Genomic DNA, 16,561 nt, shown 5'->3' with positions numbered 1-16,561 from the left:
TGATAATTTGAAAGCCGAATGTGAATATCACATTCGGCTTTTTTGTGCGTGCTAGTTAGAGTTATGAACCCAAATTAGTTGTTCGGGTAACCTGGAAACTTAGCTTTAAGCGCTGCACGAGTTGGGAAGTACTGCTCCATAAACTTCACCATCGCAGGGTCGTTCGCTTGTAGCTCTGTGAATGTTGCTGAACTTAACTCTTGCGCGTTGTAACCCTTATAGTTCAGGTCGTAGTAGGCATACAGAGAATAGGCTAGGTACTCTTGATCATAAGATTCTGCATCTAAGTCTGCTTCATCCTTAGTCGAGTCTTTACCGTTCGGAAAGTAAGAGCCTGAAAGAATCGCTTTCTCATTCAGTTCATCTAGCCCTTTCTGCATCACACCCCAGTTCGACGAAGAAGATTGTACCGCTAGGTTCATCACACCGTAATCGTGAACAAAGTGAATGATCTCTTCAAACGCAGCGTCTCGTTGAGTGACTAGGTCCGGTTTATTCTCGCCTGTTGTTGTGTCTGTGGTTTCAGTCGCGAACAGATCTTGGAAGCGGTAATTTTCTTCTAAGAAGTCACCAACTCTCTTGTCCCAGTTGCCATCTGATAGAAATGCCATCGCTGCTTTGCTGTCGTAAATAGCCTTAGTCACTTCAGCGGGGAAGCTATCAAGGTAGTACTCCATGATGTTCTTAACATGAGCGACTTTTGCCTCTGAATTGTTTGCAGATTTATCTTCGATCAACAGTGGGATCTTGTAGCCATGAGCCTCTACGCAAGTTCGTTGATTGATGCCATTTTTAAGCAGTTCACCCGTTGTGTTTGAGATAACAGAACAGTCAGCCGTAGGCACTCGTGAGAATGTCTCTGAGGCGCTTTGAGCGAAGGATGGAACAAATTGAATGCCATTACTCAGAGTGTTGCCAACACGAACATAGAGGTTCATAGGCCTCATTTGGTCGATATTAAATTTGATGCCGCTGTTATCAATAATGAATTGCTTATTGATGGTCACGGTGTCTGCTTTTTTCCATCGAATGACGTTGTTTATGTCGTTTTCAACCTCAGCGATAGCAAGCTTTTCAGGTGTCGTTGTTGAGTTAAAGTTCTCGTAGTAAATATCGAAATTATGAACGTTAAACGTTTTACCCGCAGAGTTTGTTGCCGTCACAGAGAAGGTAATATCAGCATCGTTTTGGGTTTTGTAGTTGCGCTCAGGAACGCCGTGAACTTGTGCGAAGCTGCCGTTAGATTTTAGATTATTACCATACTGAGTAATATCAATGTTCACGTTCTTGTCTGTACCCGCAGCAATCGATTTCACGCTGAATTGCAGTGAGTAATTACTTCCTAAGCTAACCACTGAGCTAGCGCTTGATGCGTCGATGACATTCTTTGATGCGTTACCGTCGCTACTTCCGCCACAAGCGGTGAGCATCGTAGTCAGAACTAGAGTTGGAATTGTGAGTTTGTATACCATAGGGGACCAAGTTATCTGCAAGCTATAAAGCCAGCATGTTACAAGAAATGGCATTTGCTCTTAGTAAGCTTTTGTAAGTAATGTATTAATAATGCTTACAAATAAGCAATAAGTGATTGGCGGTGGTTATTTGTTTGAGCTGCTCGAAACAAGAATCACAGACAACAAAAAGCCCGAGTCTAAACTCGGGCTTTGAATGGTTTTCTTTATAACTTATGAAGGAGCTAGATTGCCTGACGAAGTTGGAAGTAACGTCCTTCTTCGTTTAATAGTGTCTCGTGAGAGCCGTTTTCAACAATCTCGCCTTGTTCAATCAGAACGATAGAATCCATCGGCTCTAGACCAATCAAACGGTGAGTGATGAAGATAACCGTCTTGCCTTCAAAGTGCTTCTCGAACAGCGTCATGATGCTCTGCTCAGTTTGCTTATCTAAGCCTTCTGTTGGCTCATCTAGAAGCAGGATAGGGGCATCATGAAGGATTGCACGTGCAATACCAATACGGCGCTTCTCACCACCAGACAGTTGACGACCTCCGTCACCTAACCAGCTATCAAGCGCGTTATTCTCAAGCAGCTTTTCTAGGCCAACATCTTTTAGGATATTTGCTAAGTGATCATCGGTTGCTTCTGGTCTTGCAATCAACAAGTTGTCACGCAAAGTACCATTTAGAATGTCGACACGTTGGCTTACCACACTGATTGATTCACGAAGCTGTGATTCATTCCACTGAGTCAGTTCAATGCCCGCGATTGAGATGTAACCCTTCTTAGGATCCCAGTAGCGAGTCAGAAGCTGAATCAGAGTCGATTTACCAGAACCCGTTTGACCCACAATCGCAACCTTGTTTGTTGCAGGGATCGTTAGGTCGACAGCGTTCAGAACATTGCGCTCAGAATCAGGGTAGTTGAACGTCACGTTTGAGAACGTAATATCAAGTGGCTTGTTGATGTCGAGCTTCTCTTCAGCAAACTGAACTTCAGGCTCAGACAGAATCACTTCGTTCAAACGACGTGCTGAAGACAGAGTTTGACCTAAATGCTGGAACGCACCTGCAATTGGCATTAATAGCTCGAAGCTTGCCATGGTTGCGAAGGCCATTAGTGCGATGAACGGGTCTGGTGCATTACCACCCACACCGTCAGCCGCAAGCCAAAGCATAAGAACCAGCGTCAAACCATTGAAAAGCATTAGCGCTGCTGAAGCCATACCGGTTAGGTTAGCGTTCACAAACTGATTCGCCATCAGCTTGCGTTGCGTTTCTAGAATTGCATTGCGGTAACGCTCTTCCGCACCGAACAGAGTCAGTTCGCTGTAGCCTTCAATCCAATCTAGCGTAGTCACACGAAGATCCGCTTTGTTCTGTGTTAGCTCACCACCGTTACGTTTTCCCAGCTTGTAGAACAAGATTGGCCAAACCAACAGCATGATAAGAAGGATAGAACCTAAGATTAAACCTAGTGAGCTATCGAACCACATCAAGAACAGAGTCAGGAAGAAGATCCCGAACACACCTACCGTCACAGGGCTTACTAAACGTAAGTACACGTGGTCCATGGCATCGACATCAGCAACCAAACGGTTGAGAAGATCAGCATCACGAAGGTTTGAAATACGACCTGGGATCAGCGGAGCCAGCTTCTTGAAGAAGAATATACGGAGATCAGTTAACAGTTTGAATGTCGCATTGTGGCTAACAACACGTTCACCCCAACGACCTGCAGTACGGCTCATTGCCAAACCACGTACACCACCGCCTGGTAGCATGTAGTTGAAGGTTTCACGTGCAATCGTAAGGCCTGCAACCGCAGAAGCTGAAATGAACCAGCCTGATAGCGTTAACAAGCCGATAGAAGCCGACAGAGTAGCAAAAGCCAATAGCATGCCTAGCGATAGGCCAAACCAATGCTTTTTATAGAGTTTCAGGTAAGGCAGTAAATCACGCATCTAAATTACCCTTATTGTCTTGTTGAGCTAAGTTAGCGTTAAGCATCTCTTCGAATAAACCACCCGCAGTCGAAAGCTGAGAGTAATGACCTTGTTCAACCAGACCACCATCGCGCATAACCAGAATGTTATCGACCGATTGAAGCGGGGCAAGTTGGTGCGTCACAAGCAGGGCAGTGCGGCTTTCGATGTTGCTATTGATGCCTTTCATTACCAACTGTTCGCTACGAGTATCTAGGCTAGCTGTTGGTTCATCGAGCAACCAGAACTGGCCGTCTTGAATCATTGCGCGAGCCAGAGCCAAACGCTGAGATTGACCCACAGACAGACCGCCAGAGCGATCAGAAATCATGTAATCCAAGCCGTGCTCATTTACGAATTCGTTAGCAAAAGACTGCTCAAGTGCATTCTCGACAACTTGGTCAGTGATATCGTGCTTACCCAGAGTGACGTTGTCACGAATTGTGCCGTGCAGTAGCAACGGGTTTTGACCAACCCAGCTAATGGTTTTACGCCAAGAGGCTAAGTCTAGGTCACGCAGTTCAACGCCATTGATTTTCAAGCTTCCTTCATAAGGCATGAAACCAAGAATAGCGTTGATCAAACTTGTTTTACCTGCACCACTTGGGCCAACTAACGCAGTCGATTGGCGAGTGTTAAGCGCGAACGAGATAGGACCAACCAGTTGAACACCTTCAGGGCTCAATACTTTCAGATCTTGAGCTTCAATATTGATGCCTTGAGCCGGGTCTAACTGAGTGTCGCCTGATTTAACTTTAGTGATGTCTGTTTCTAGGAACTCGACAATACTTTCGGCTGCGCCAACCGCTTGTTGCTTCGCGTGGTAGAAAGTACCTAAGTCACGCAGAGGTTGGTAAAACTCTGGCGCCAAGATAAGGATAAACAAACCTGCGAATAGCGTAATGCCAGCGCCGTAGTGGCCGAAGTTAAGCTCACCAATGTAGGTGAAACCAAAGTAAACCGCTGTCATTGCGATAGAGATCGACGTGAAGAACTCAAGTACAGCAGAAGACAAGAAAGCGATTTTCAACACATCCATGGTACGCGTTCTGAACACTTCAGATGCACCTTTAAGTACCTCTGTTTCAGCGTTTGTGCGGTCAAATAAACGGATGGTTGTCATTGACTGCAAACGGTCGTAAAAGTGACCAGAAAGACGTTGCAGTGCTTTGAAGTTTTTACGGTTTGCATCGGCTGCTTTCATACCTACAAGTGCCATGAACATCGGCACCAGTGGAGCAGTAATCAAGAAGATCAGTCCTGCTGCCCAGTTTACTGGGAACACCACAACCAAAATAATGAATGGAATCATTACCGATAAAGACATCTGAGGTAAGTAACGAGAGAAGAAGTCTTGCATGTCTTCTACTTGTTCTAGTAATAGGGTTGCCCATGTACCCGCAGGTTTGCCTTTGATATAAGCAGGGCCTAGCTCACGTAACTTATCAAGGATGAGTTGCCTGATGTAGACACGGATCTGTTCACCACAGCGATAACCTGCGATCTCACGCCCCCATGTACAGCCAGCACGGCCAACGACCGATAATGCCAAGCCTGCGAAATGACCAACCAGTTCAGATTTATCGACATTCTCGATGATCAGCTGGTGAAGAATAGAGGCGAGAAGAGCTGCTTGAGCAATTAAAAACACGCTTGAAAGTACGCCAAGGCTAATCGCAATCATAAGCCAGCGTTTCGCTAACTTACTCTGTTGCTTAAGCCACTTGTTCAAGCTGCGTTGTTTTTTCTTATCCATTATGAAGGCTTAATGATAATTATTATTTGTTGAGGGCGGGTAGTATACAAAAGAAAGCCCAGTGGATATACCGCTGGGCTCTAGGGATTTACAACAAATTGTGATGATGCCCTGCATCTACTGAGGCGAGAGCTCAGATAATCAAATCTGCAATCTCAGATTTACTTATCGTTAAGGCCATCTAGGAAGCGTTCAGCATCCAATGCAGCCATACAACCCGTGCCTGCAGAAGTAATTGCTTGGCGGTAGTTGTGGTCCATTACATCACCTGCAGCGAATACGCCTGGGATGCTGGTTTGTGTTGCGTTACCTTCAAGGCCCGACTGAACGATGATGTAGTCATCTTTCATGTCCACTTGGCCCTTGAAGATTTCAGTGTTTGGTTGGTGACCGATAGCAATGAACGCGCCCATTACTTCGATGTCTTCTGTCTTATCAGACTGAGTATCTTTAATACGAACGCCCGTTACGCCCATGTCGTCGCCCAGAACTTCGTCTAGCGTGCGATCAGTGTGAAGAACAATGTTGCCGTTCTCTACTTTGTCCATTAAACGCTTCACTAGAATCTTTTCAGCGCGGAACGTATCACGGCGGTGAACTAGGTGAACTTCAGACGCGATGTTAGACAGGTAAAGTGCTTCTTCAACAGCCGTGTTACCACCACCAACAACTGCAACTTTCTGGTTGCGGTAGAAGAAACCATCACATGTAGCACAAGCAGAAACGCCACGGCCTTTGAATGCTTCTTCAGAATCTAAACCTAAGTACTTAGCCGATGCGCCCGTTGAGATGATCAACGCATCACACGTGTACTCGCCAGAATCGCCTTTAAGACGGAAAGGGCGGTTTGAAAGGTCTACTTCGTTAATGTGGTCGAACAGGATCTCTGTTTCAAAGCGCTCTGCGTGCTCTTTCATGCGATCCATCAGTGCTGGACCCGTTAAACCTTCAGCATCACCCGGCCAGTTTTCCACTTCTGTTGTGGTTGTAAGCTGACCACCTTGCTGCATACCTGTCACAAGTACTGGGTTTAGGTTTGCACGAGCAGCGTAAACTGCAGCTGTATAGCCAGCAGGGCCAGAACCAAGAATCAATAAATTACAGTGCTTTACGTCGCTCATGAGGACTCCGAAATTGAAATTGTTTTTATTTATAATCGCTTAGGATTGTATGGAAAATATGGAGGCAATAAAAGGTTAAACAAGGGCTGAAGTGTAATTAATCGTTATACGTTAGAACTTAATGGAGACAAACGTTTTCGTGGCTGGAAGATCGGCGAAACCACCGTCTTCCTCATGGATTGTTGCTGCCGCTTTTTCGGTTTCGAACCGGCATACCAAAATACGCCCAAATAACTGTATATAAAAACAGTATTTAATTATAAGATTATAGGCGAGGTTTGATAGGCAACGTTAGAAAGATGAGGAACGAGCGATGAACTTACTCCCAACAGGCACACAGTTAGGTAAATTGGAACTACTGGAAGTGTATCAAGACATCTTAGGGCCGAAGTGCTTCACGGTTAAGAATGAAAATACCCAAAGGTTTATGGTGTATTGGAGTGGGGACTACGACAACGGGCAGTGCATCAAGTGGGCTTACATTCCGATAACCAAACCATTGCTGGCCAGCTTGTTAAACAAAGAAGTGGGCTTTCACGATGCGTTCCACCGTTCAGACAAGCTTTACCTCGCGACCATCTACACAAACGAAGTAGGGAAGCCCGCGAAAGTCGAACAACTGAATGCTACAAACAAGCACTTAGTAAACCTACCGCCCGTTGATTTTGAAATCGACTTTGAAGAAAATTGTATGTTTTAGCAGGTGCAAGAGGGGGGGTAGGTTCTGAAGCTCACAATTGGACTATATAGCCAACGAATTTAGAGTACTCTGCGTCCAAAACGTGCATACATGGACTCAGCTGGCGAAGATTTGTCGGCAGTATGAGATGACAAAATTACTTAAAAGTTCTTTAAATACTCTTAAATATTTCAGGTTGCTTCGCTTACGAAAATGTGGTTTTGAGAGCCATAAGTTGAAATAAATTGACCATACACATTCTCTTACTATCTGAAAAGTGGCATATTTGTAGGATATTTCAAACAATTTGACGTCGTAAGCTTAATGAATAGCAACGAGCAATCAGTAAAAGTGCACTACGATGGTAGCGGCGAAAGAATCAAGCATCATCAAATGAAAGTGTCGCATGTGACTGGCAGTATGTCTGGCCTTGAAACTATTTACTTGGAAGCTTTCAAAGAAGCCAATCGTATATACAACTCAAAGATATCTACAGAGATACTGCTCGATGGCGGGTTTCGTGATGGCTCGCTATGGTGGTTGCTAAAGCTATTTACTGCAGAATCTGAATCACAACAATCTATTGATAAGCCTTCAATCTATAATTCTGTCTACACTTCATTAAATAAAGTCATTACTGTCCTAAAGAGCATGGATTTATCGACAACTGAGATTGTGATAAAGCATGATAACAATGGGTACAACATTGATATTGATGGTGAACGCGTTGTGCTTGATGAACTTGAGTGCGCAATACTTACAAACTCCAAAATCAGGGCAGCAATTAGTGATGTCGCTACTCCACTAACGGAAGATGGTATAGATTCGCTGATAATTAATCAGGGTTCAAAAGAGCTGAAATCAATCAAGATTGACAAGAAAGACAAAGATAAGCTTGTGATTAGGCGTAACCATAAACATATCGAGGATGAAGGCAAACTTTTTGGGTTTTACTATATTGATACATTGAGTTACAACCCAAAGTCAAAATGGAAGCTAATCGACCGCGATAATCCAGCACGAAGCATCACAGTTTTGATATCAGACCCAACGTTTCTCAAGCGAGTATCCGACAACAAAGAGATATTCGCAAAAGATGATTTACTAGAGATTGATGGTGTGTGGTTTAAAGAAAAAACAAAGTTGACAGGCAAAGTAACAACAAATTACACCGTCACAGAGGTCAAACAGCACTTACCGGCAGAGGATAAACAGTGGAAGCTCATATAGCAATTCTACTTTTTTTTGTAATCGTAATCTTGGTTTGGTATCTCAAGCCATTGATTGCGCATCGTTTAAAAACACGAAAAGTAAAAATTGTTGTTGATATTGATGGTAAACAAAGCTCAAAGATACTGTACCTGCACCAGGATGACCCGCTTTGGGAAACCATAGAAAGTCACAAAAGGAGCCAAAGTGTCTAAATATTTGGCTACCAGTGGCAAAAGCATTAACAAAACAGACGTAGCAAGTAGCGCAACCTTAACAAGTGTTGCTACATTCGTACTTTTAACTTGGTCAAAAACACTCACTGAAGAGTCTGTATTCACTCATTATGTCAGCGAGCAAACCATTGCATTCTCAGCCGGTTTAATTTCATTTTCTATGACCATCCTCCTTTCTTACCTGCGTTACAAAGTAAGAATGATAAATCACAAGAGAGAATACACTGATAAAGTCGAGTTTCTAGATGGTCTAAAAGCTGCCACATCTTGTGAAGAAACCAAAACAAAGTTGGAGCAACAAAAGAATGAGATACTGCTGGCAAAAGCAAGTGCAGTTGCTAACGAAAGATGTGACTAACAGGCGAGTTAGAACTTTTGGTCTAGTTCTTTGTTGAAGCTCTCCCTATTAATTATCTATCAATAATGAACGAAATGGCAAAACACTAGATTAGTTCCTGCACGTTTAAACCTTAAGAGGTTAAAGTTGCAACTAGGAATAAGGATAAATATGTAAATAAGACAGGATCTATTTTATTAGTGATTTAATAATTAGATAATCCCCCATTTTTATTTGAGTGAAATATGAGTAGAAAATCAAATTCAATGAAGTTAGCTTATATATTTATAGCGGAGCATAAGATACTTAGCAATATTGATATCCCTATCAATGGTGATCATTTTGGAAAGTATTCAAATGGGACTCTAACATTAAATGAAAAATCAGATAGAGTCGATTATTATAATGGACTATCTTGCAGTGCAATAATTGGAAAGAATGGTGTTGGAAAAAGTACAATTTTAAATTTTATTGAATCATCATATGAAACTACAGATTCAAGTGGTTTGATTGTTTTCTTTGATTCAATAGGTGGTAAGTATCACATCTGCCCCATTAACTTTGCCTTAAATGAAGACTGTATAAATAGTTCTACTGAATACGCTATAGATCCTGATTATCGTTTGTTTATAAATCGTAATAAAATTAGACTTGTTAAGTCTAATAATTTAACGGGTGTAGAAAAAAGTACTTTCGAATCACGTAAAAATTCAGGCCGTTTTATAAATGATCTTTCACTTTCTCAATATACTAGTGGTAGTAAAACTACACTTATAAAAAGAACAAATCGATTGATGCGCTTTTTCAGTGAAAGTCGTTGGTTTGATGGCTTTGAGAGAACAAAAATTAAATTTAACTTTAAATTCAAATCCTCTTCCAATGCATATGTTAATTCTTTATTAAGCAATAAAAAACTCGTCTCAGAGTACTCTGAAGAGCTGGACTCCATAAAAAAATTCATTAATCCGTCAGAGCCAGAGCAATTTTTAGAAATAGGTTATCCTGATTTTACTTTTTATACGTTATTTAAAAACAATATACTTTCAATTCTAAGAAATATATCACAATCAACTTGTATTGAAAAAAATAATAGGGATTCATTTTTTCTTGCTATTTTAATATTGTTTATTAAGAGTGATTTTAATGTTGATTCACTTAGCGATTTAATTAAACGAAAAGGTTCCGATTTTTACAGAAGAAATGACTCAGTATTTAGCAGTGTAGATTCATTTATTCTTGCTAATAGATATAATAAAATTGTTGAAGTATATACACATATATCTAATTTGTTGACACATGACCCTAGTCTATATCAAATACATAAAGAAGATGAAGTTTCGTCTTTTAATACCGATTTTATAATTGATTTGACTTACCTTATTTCATGCTTGCCTTCAAATATATCAAGTAATTTCTCTTATGGTTGGTCTGGTTTAAGTACAGGTGAATTTGCAAAGTTAAATGTTTTTTCTGAGCTATACAATTATATTAATGATGAGAAAATAAAAGGCAATGAAAATCATTTGATAGTAATGGATGAGGCCGATTTGTACCTACATCCTGATTGGCAGCGGACTTTCTTTTCTGAGCTACTTAATTTTTTAAAAAGTGAATTTCCACAAGATCGCGTACAGTTAATATTAAGTTCCCACTCCCCAATAATTATTGGAGACTTTCTACCTGAGGATATTGTTTCTCTGGATGTAAATGAACAGGGTCAGACAAAGGTTGTTGAGTCATTTGGTTTTGGAACTCATATTACAGATCTTTATCTTGATGGAATGCATTTGAATTCAACTTTTGGTGAGCATTCTAAAAAAGTTATTTCTTCAATTATTGATAATAGAAATGCAGGAAAACTCACGGAGAATGATAGAGACTTGGTAAGAAAAATTAAGAGCAAAAACATTCAAAATATGATTTTGGGGGGATTATGATAAAAGTTGAGTTGAATTATAGCGATGACTTTATAACACGTTACACTCAAAGCATCTTGACTGAAACTTTATATCCAGCTTTTAACGAGTTACTAGGTGATGTTCCTTTCCCTTTTGAAGAAAATATGCGTAGGCTATTTTGTAATGAATCTCTACATGATATTGTTTTTTTAGATCCAGAGGAGTTAGTAGATAAAATTGTAGATATTTATGATTCGGTTCCAATTTTATCTGAAAGGTATTGTATTGAGTATTATTTAGAAGGTTTAGTTCTAAGTGAAAATATTGTTGATATAGACTTGATGCCTAATGAAAATAAAATATGGATGAGAGAAGAAAGGGATAGGGTCGTTGACCGATTATTGTTACTTATAGAAAATAGAGAATCAGTACTAATACAGAGAATAATTGATGATTTAAGATCGGAAAACCGGGCTTCAAGGCTCAGGATAACTTTAAAAAAACTACTAAGTATGATGTCAGGAAATAATTTATTATCCAGAGAAGAAAAAGCTCTTTTCCCTAACTGGGTAAATGAATTTGCAAATATATTCAATTATAATCAGATGGCTAAAAATTTTGGTAATGAAATGACTAGTTCTTTACATATAAACTTTTGTCCTTACTGCAATCAAGAAAATACCGAGACAATAACAGCCGCATCTGCTAGATCAAGACCTGATCTCGACCATTTTCATCCTAAATCAAAATTTCCTTTTCTTGCTTTAACTCTTTCTAATTTAATTCCTTCGGGACACCGTTGCAATCAGACATACAAGAAATCGAAAATAATGTTAAACAAAGTTCACCCATATTTGGATGGAGTTGGTAGTGATGCCCTTTTTAACTTTAATTTTTCGTTTCATAATGGGTACGAAAAAGAAAATTTAAATATCACTGTAAATGAATTAGGGCAACAAATTGATAACAATATAGATTTTTTCAAAATTGAAAATGTTTATAATCAAGACTCTTCGAAAGAATGGTTTATGGAGTTTCATGAACGGTATGAATACCGTCGTTGTGTGGATCGAGAAATCTTTGATGATATTCTAGATGACCCTAATTCAATAAGAATGGAGTTAGCTTTTGATATATTAAAGTCACCTAAAATAGCTGATTCTCAAAAATTTAAAATTGATGCTCTACAACAGTTATCTGGTAGACCATACCCACTACCAGACTAGCAGGAAACACAATCGATTCGCGTCTTTCTATTTGTCTCTAACTCGCTAAGGGACATAAATGTGTTAGCGAATATTATCTAATATTTGTGAGACCCTGCTGATGAGTTCAAAGTGGTGTCAGTTGTTATGAAGCTACAAACTCTCGCTTGCCAACAACCATGAAGTAAATCCCTTCACATTACTCTACTTGAAGCACTTTCGCGACTGAGAGAACCATCAACTCTCTCTCTTAAAAGAAGTAAACCATTTGAGGGCGGCCGAGTTCCCCCCGAACTCGACCTGTTCCAGACGCGCAAGCAAAGGCGTTTGGTTTCTGGCGTACTCATAAATTAACCAATTTCAGTTTGTTGTGTAAATAATCAATAGCTTGGCAATTGATAGGTAGGTCGTATTTCGTTGTGCAAAAGCATAGAAATGAATGATGACGAGTGTGAGGGCTGAACTCAGGCAAGGATGCTGGCGTATTAAAGGGCAAGGGCTGACACAATATGAAACCTGGCTTGCTAGTTAATAATATCGTTAAATTTAAATTTGTAGGGATTTATAACTAGCTAGTGGAGTGTGCTAGTTTTAAGAGTTGGTCATCTTTTATTCTGGTGTTATACACTGCTTTTTATTTCTAAATTAGATTTAGCGTCTGAATTATTAAATCTGACGGGATAAATGATTGTTTAATGTTGATTTGGCAAGATCTTCAAGTATCCTTTATGTAAATAAAACGTTAAATATCGAAAGTTAATTAACAATCATTAAGGAGTCGATGATGTTACATGCTCACGAAAATACCCTACATATTACCCACCTCAGTAACCACGCGGTTAAGGAGTTGTCACCTTCATTCTCTAAGCTACCAAGCACAGAGCATGCGGATGGCCAGTTCCGATTGAGAAGGTACTCAGTGGTTGAATTCAGTAATGGACAAGTCGTTGAGCTAGACAAACATAACTTTGTTCAGTCTGAAGACATTAATCACTTTCAAGGTGACGTTGTTCGTCAATTCGAGCCGATTGAAGCACAAATTCTAAGCAGCGAAGGCATGCAAGAGATGTGTGAACTGTTTATTGAAACCAACGGGCTTGAAGACGGACAAGAAATCGAAATCCATCAAATCCGCATTGCCGCTATTTTTGAAGAAACTCAGGTTGCCCCAGAAGGTGTTCACCAAGACGGTTTTGACCACATCGCGATCATTGGTGTTACTCGTCACAACATCGTTGGTGGTGAAGTGATGCTGTATCAAGATAGCCACGAAGCACCATTCTTTAGAAAAGTGTTAGGCGATGGCGAAGTGGCAATGCTTGCAGATAGTAAGCTTTGGCACAATGCACAACCGATTCGTACCATAGACCACGGCGAGATGGGCTACATGGATGTGTTTGTTCTAACGGCTAAGGATGCGCGCAATGTCCTTCACTCTTAATGATGTGCGCCAACAGTTTAGCGCGTTAGGCCAATATCATAATGGTAAGCCTGTCACTTTCTTTGATGGGCCGGGTGGTTCTCAGGTGCCTGAGAATGTTTTAGCGTCAATGACCGAATACCTAGGGCATTTCAATTCAAACCTAGGCGGACACTATTTTTCTAGCCAAAAGACCACAAGCTTAATGCAGCAAGCGCGAGAAGCGGCGCAAGCACTGCTTAATGCGGAGTCTTCTGGCAACGTTGTGTTCGGTGCGAACATGACATCGCTGACCTTCCAACTGAGCCGAGCGATCAGCCGAGATTGGAAAGAGGGCGATGAAGTTATCGTCACGGCTTTAGATCATTATTCGAATGTATCGAGCTGGCAGCAAGCGGCAGACGACAAAGGCGCGATTGTTCGCCAAGTTCGAGTAGACGAGTCGGATTGCAGTTTGGATATGGCGCATTTTGAGTCGCTGCTGAACGAGAAAACCAAGCTTGTCGCGGTGACGTTTGCTTCGAACACGACAGGCTCTATTGTCGACATGGCAAAAGTTATTGAACTTGCACATCAGCATGGTGCGCAGGTTTATGTCGATGCCGTGCATTACGCACCGCATCACTTGATCGATGTTCAGCAACTGAATTGTGATTTCTTAGCGTGCTCAGCTTATAAGTTCTTTGGCCCGCATGTGGGCATTGCTTATGTTGCACCTCAATGGCTACACACGTTAAAGCCTTATAAGGTTGAGCCAGCGACAAACATTGGCCCAGGCCGTTTTGAAACAGGTACGCAAAGCTTTGAAGGCCTTGCCGGTGTGATTGCAGCAGTAGATTACTTGGCGCAGTTAGGCGAGCCAACCGACTCATTGCGTTCTCGTTTAGAGCAAAGCTACGCGCTTTATAATAAGCATGAAAGCCAACTGAGTGAGTACTTCCTTAAACGCTTGTCTGATCTTGAAGGGGCAAAGCTTTATGGAAAAACCGAGTTTGACTCGAACCTAAGAACGCCAACCTTTGCCGTTACCTTTGAAAACCATTCTCCAGAGTTCATCGCTAAGAAGCTGGGTGAGCATAATATCTGTGTGTGGAATGGTCACTTCTACGCATTAGGGTTGGTGAAGCAGTTGGGTATTGAAGAGCAGGGCGTGGTGCGTATTGGTTGTATGCATTACAACTCGATTGAAGAGATCGACTTACTGTTCAATGTGCTTGAAGGGATCTTGCGAAGTCACTAGCGAGAAGTTACTAGCACTTAATATCGACAGAATTAGAAAAGAGCATGCTTCTCTCAATAATATTGAGGTGGGAGTATGCTCTTTTTCGTTTCACAGCGCTTATTACTTATTTACGTAACGCCAGTGATTCGATTAAGACCGCTTTTAATCAAGACAGCTGCTCAACAATGGCGACACCCACAGCATGTGCGCTGGTTGGGTTCTGACCTGTAATGACTCGCTCATCAACAATCACAAGCTCTTGCCAAGGTTGAACCTTGTTGAAACGTGCTGCGCTACGAGCAAGCGACTCTTCCAGTAGGAATGGAATGTCGTTGATCGTACCAAAGTCGATCTCTTCTTCACGTGTAAAGCCAGTCACCGATTTAGAGCTTAGTAGCTTCTCGCCGTTGCTCAGAACAATCGGAAGCAGCGCCGCAGGGCCGTGACATACTGCCGCGACAATACCACCATCTTCATAATGCTTTGCTGCGATGCTAGCGAACTGTTCATTGGTTGCTAAATCTGAAAGCAAACCGAATCCACCTGGGTAGAAGATAGCATCGTAGCTTTCAGTATTGATTTGGCTTACTGGAATCGTATTGTTGATGCGGTTCTGGAAGTCATCATCAGCCAAGATCTCAGCGTTAACCACATCTCCTTCAATATCCGTTCCGTAGAGTGGGGCTTTGCCACCATTGATAGAAGCGATGTCGTATTCGAATCCAGCAGCCATGATCTCTTTCAGAGCGTGGGTTAGTTCTGGAGCGTAAGTACCGTTCGCTTGGTCTGTATCGCCAAGTGTTGCGTGGTTAGTTACTGGAATTAGTATTTTTTTCATGATTCATCCCTTTGAGCTGCTGTTTTTTTATTTAGAAACGATGCCTGTAATTAGATGCTGACGCTTTTCGTTAAGCGCTAGGTATCGTGTTGTTACTTAGCTATCGCCGTCTTGTTGTATCTAATACTAGTTCCAAACCAATTAGGTGATAATATACTAAACAGGCAAAACATTGTTGCTATATAGCAAAGATAAGATACGGGTAGATTAAGTATGGACAGCTTTGAAGGTATTAATGAGTTTGTTGCGGTAGCCGAGTGTCACGGCTTTTCTGCAGCAGCAAAACAGTTGGGTTGCAGTACTAGTCATGTCAGTCGCCAAGTTTCAAGGTTGGAAGAGAGAGTTGGCGTGGCGTTGCTTGCGCGTTCAACACGGATGGTGAGCCTGACCGAATCGGGTCATACCTATTATCAGCAGTGCAAAGACTTGGTCATTGGGCTGCAACAAGCGAATGAACAAGTCACGTCTCAACAAACTCAGCTTAGCGGTACATTACGTGTTAGTGCTGCGGGTGCATTTGCAGAAAATCATGTTGCGACAGCGCTGATGGAATTTGCCAAAGATCATCCTGAACTCACCATAGAAATGAACTTCAATACTAAGATGGTGAACTTCATCGAAGATGGTATCGACTTTGCCATTCGTTATGGTCGATTAGACGATTCAGGGCTGGTGGCAAGAAAGTTGGTCGATCGTCCAATGGCGGCTGCAGCCAGTAAAGACTATATCGAGCAATTTGGTTCGCCTACTCATCCAGAGCAGTTGAAAATGCATAGCTGTATTATCGCTAACAGTGATCAGTGGTTATTTGAGAAAGAGGGAAAATCGTTAAATGCAGTACGAGTACATGGGCGCTGGCGCAGTAACAATTCGAGCGCAGTACTCAAAGCATGTGAAGAGGGACTTGGGATTGTTTATCTTCCTAAAAGCAGTTTCAATGGCGGTCTGACTAATGGAAAGCTGGTCCCGGTGCTTGAAGAGTATTGGGGAGCAGGAACCAGCAGTTGGGTCGTATACCAAAACCGTCGTTTTTTACCCCAAAGAGCACGACTGGCGATCGACTTCTTAGTCGCATACTTTTCGGATTGGAATGAATAAGCGACAAGGTTTCAAGCTGGCAGCCAACAAGACAGAAGTTAATACTGAACGGGATTTGGAAAGAGTCGTGATTAACTCTAGCTACGCACTTTAAAGCCGAAAA

At 41.6% G+C, this 16,561-nt stretch carries 13 protein-coding genes; 8 read left to right on the top strand and 5 right to left on the bottom strand.

Annotated features, from left to right (window positions below):
- Positions 1-74 precede the first annotated feature (74 nt).
- The 4 genes from AB4484_RS18615 to trxB form a co-directional block, all read right to left on the bottom strand.
- Entirely contained in the window at positions 75-1,472 is a 1,398-nt protein-coding gene (locus AB4484_RS18615) for a hypothetical protein (protein ID WP_372079734.1), read from the bottom strand.
- 224 nt (positions 1,473-1,696) lie between these two features.
- Complete coding sequence (gene cydC / locus AB4484_RS18610) at positions 1,697-3,418, bottom strand: heme ABC transporter ATP-binding protein/permease CydC (protein WP_372079732.1); 1,722 nt, start codon at positions 3,416-3,418, stop codon at positions 1,697-1,699.
- Positions 3,411-5,195, bottom strand: a complete 1,785-nt coding sequence (gene cydD, locus AB4484_RS18605) for a heme ABC transporter permease/ATP-binding protein CydD (protein WP_050652178.1) — start codon at positions 5,193-5,195, stop codon at positions 3,411-3,413. The genes cydC and cydD overlap by 8 nt, the downstream gene beginning before the upstream one ends.
- A gap of 161 nt (positions 5,196-5,356) precedes the next feature.
- Positions 5,357-6,316 carry a thioredoxin-disulfide reductase gene (trxB, locus tag AB4484_RS18600; protein WP_004733400.1) on the bottom strand — a complete coding sequence of 320 codons (960 nt, stop codon included), beginning with the start codon at positions 6,314-6,316 and terminating at the stop codon, positions 5,357-5,359.
- Between the two features lie 313 nt (positions 6,317-6,629).
- Here trxB and AB4484_RS18595 point away from each other — a divergent pair, with 313 nt between their 5' ends.
- The 7 genes from AB4484_RS18595 (at position 6,630) to AB4484_RS18565 (ending at position 14,540) form a co-directional block, all read left to right on the top strand.
- The gene (locus tag AB4484_RS18595) at positions 6,630-7,016 is read left to right on the top strand and encodes a DUF6575 domain-containing protein (protein WP_372079730.1); all 387 of its coding nucleotides are present in this window, start codon (positions 6,630-6,632) and stop codon (positions 7,014-7,016) included.
- Positions 7,017-7,319: 303 nt separating this feature from the next.
- The gene (locus tag AB4484_RS18590; protein ID WP_372079728.1) at positions 7,320-8,225 is read left to right on the top strand and encodes a hypothetical protein; all 906 of its coding nucleotides are present in this window, start codon (positions 7,320-7,322) and stop codon (positions 8,223-8,225) included.
- Between the two features lie 186 nt (positions 8,226-8,411).
- Complete coding sequence (locus tag AB4484_RS18585; protein WP_372079726.1) at positions 8,412-8,798, top strand: hypothetical protein; 387 nt, start codon at positions 8,412-8,414, stop codon at positions 8,796-8,798.
- A gap of 224 nt (positions 8,799-9,022) precedes the next feature.
- The gene (locus AB4484_RS18580) at positions 9,023-10,714 is read left to right on the top strand and encodes an AAA family ATPase (protein ID WP_372079724.1); all 1,692 of its coding nucleotides are present in this window, start codon (positions 9,023-9,025) and stop codon (positions 10,712-10,714) included.
- Complete coding sequence (locus AB4484_RS18575) at positions 10,711-11,901, top strand: hypothetical protein (protein WP_372079722.1); 1,191 nt, start codon at positions 10,711-10,713, stop codon at positions 11,899-11,901. The genes AB4484_RS18580 and AB4484_RS18575 overlap by 4 nt, the downstream gene beginning before the upstream one ends.
- 763 nt (positions 11,902-12,664) lie before the next feature.
- Positions 12,665-13,321, top strand: coding sequence for a 2OG-Fe dioxygenase family protein (locus AB4484_RS18570; RefSeq protein ID WP_048607150.1), 657 nt, complete (start codon positions 12,665-12,667; stop codon positions 13,319-13,321).
- Positions 13,305-14,540: a cysteine desulfurase-like protein gene (locus AB4484_RS18565; protein ID WP_372079720.1), complete on the top strand. Its 1,236-nt coding sequence runs from the start codon at positions 13,305-13,307 to the stop codon at positions 14,538-14,540. The genes AB4484_RS18570 and AB4484_RS18565 overlap by 17 nt, the downstream gene beginning before the upstream one ends.
- A gap of 148 nt (positions 14,541-14,688) precedes the next feature.
- Here the strand turns inward: AB4484_RS18565 and AB4484_RS18560 are convergent, their stop codons facing one another.
- Positions 14,689-15,360 carry a type 1 glutamine amidotransferase domain-containing protein gene (locus AB4484_RS18560; protein WP_372079718.1) on the bottom strand — a complete coding sequence of 224 codons (672 nt, stop codon included), beginning with the start codon at positions 15,358-15,360 and terminating at the stop codon, positions 14,689-14,691.
- A gap of 213 nt (positions 15,361-15,573) precedes the next feature.
- Here AB4484_RS18560 and AB4484_RS18555 point away from each other — a divergent pair, with 213 nt between their 5' ends.
- Positions 15,574-16,458, top strand: coding sequence for a LysR family transcriptional regulator (locus AB4484_RS18555; protein ID WP_102433135.1), 885 nt, complete (start codon positions 15,574-15,576; stop codon positions 16,456-16,458).
- The last annotated feature ends 103 nt before the right edge of the window (positions 16,459-16,561 follow it).

The sequence above is a fragment of the Vibrio sp. 10N.261.46.A3 genome, from assembly GCF_041472995.1.
Classification (GTDB): Bacteria; Pseudomonadota; Gammaproteobacteria; order Enterobacterales; family Vibrionaceae; genus Vibrio; species Vibrio coralliirubri.
This window is presented reverse-complemented; position numbering and strand designations above follow the sequence as displayed.

Excerpts from the sequence above, each read along its gene's own strand:
- AB4484_RS18615 (WP_372079734.1), bottom strand. The coding sequence starts at position 1,472 with ATGGTATACAAACTCACAATTCCAACTCTAGTTCTGACTACGATGCTC.
- cydC (WP_372079732.1), bottom strand. The coding sequence starts at position 3,418 with ATGCGTGATTTACTGCCTTACCTGAAACTCTATAAAAAGCATTGGTTT.
- cydD (WP_050652178.1), bottom strand. The coding sequence starts at position 5,195 with ATGGATAAGAAAAAACAACGCAGCTTGAACAAGTGGCTTAAGCAACAG.
- trxB (WP_004733400.1), bottom strand. The coding sequence starts at position 6,316 with ATGAGCGACGTAAAGCACTGTAATTTATTGATTCTTGGTTCTGGCCCT.
- AB4484_RS18595 (WP_372079730.1), top strand. The coding sequence starts at position 6,630 with ATGAACTTACTCCCAACAGGCACACAGTTAGGTAAATTGGAACTACTG.
- AB4484_RS18590 (WP_372079728.1), top strand. The coding sequence starts at position 7,320 with ATGAATAGCAACGAGCAATCAGTAAAAGTGCACTACGATGGTAGCGGC.
- AB4484_RS18580 (WP_372079724.1), top strand. The coding sequence starts at position 9,023 with ATGAGTAGAAAATCAAATTCAATGAAGTTAGCTTATATATTTATAGCG.
- AB4484_RS18575 (WP_372079722.1), top strand. The coding sequence starts at position 10,711 with ATGATAAAAGTTGAGTTGAATTATAGCGATGACTTTATAACACGTTAC.
- AB4484_RS18570 (WP_048607150.1), top strand. The coding sequence starts at position 12,665 with ATGTTACATGCTCACGAAAATACCCTACATATTACCCACCTCAGTAAC.
- AB4484_RS18565 (WP_372079720.1), top strand. The coding sequence starts at position 13,305 with ATGTCCTTCACTCTTAATGATGTGCGCCAACAGTTTAGCGCGTTAGGC.
- AB4484_RS18560 (WP_372079718.1), bottom strand. The coding sequence starts at position 15,360 with ATGAAAAAAATACTAATTCCAGTAACTAACCACGCAACACTTGGCGAT.
- AB4484_RS18555 (WP_102433135.1), top strand. The coding sequence starts at position 15,574 with ATGGACAGCTTTGAAGGTATTAATGAGTTTGTTGCGGTAGCCGAGTGT.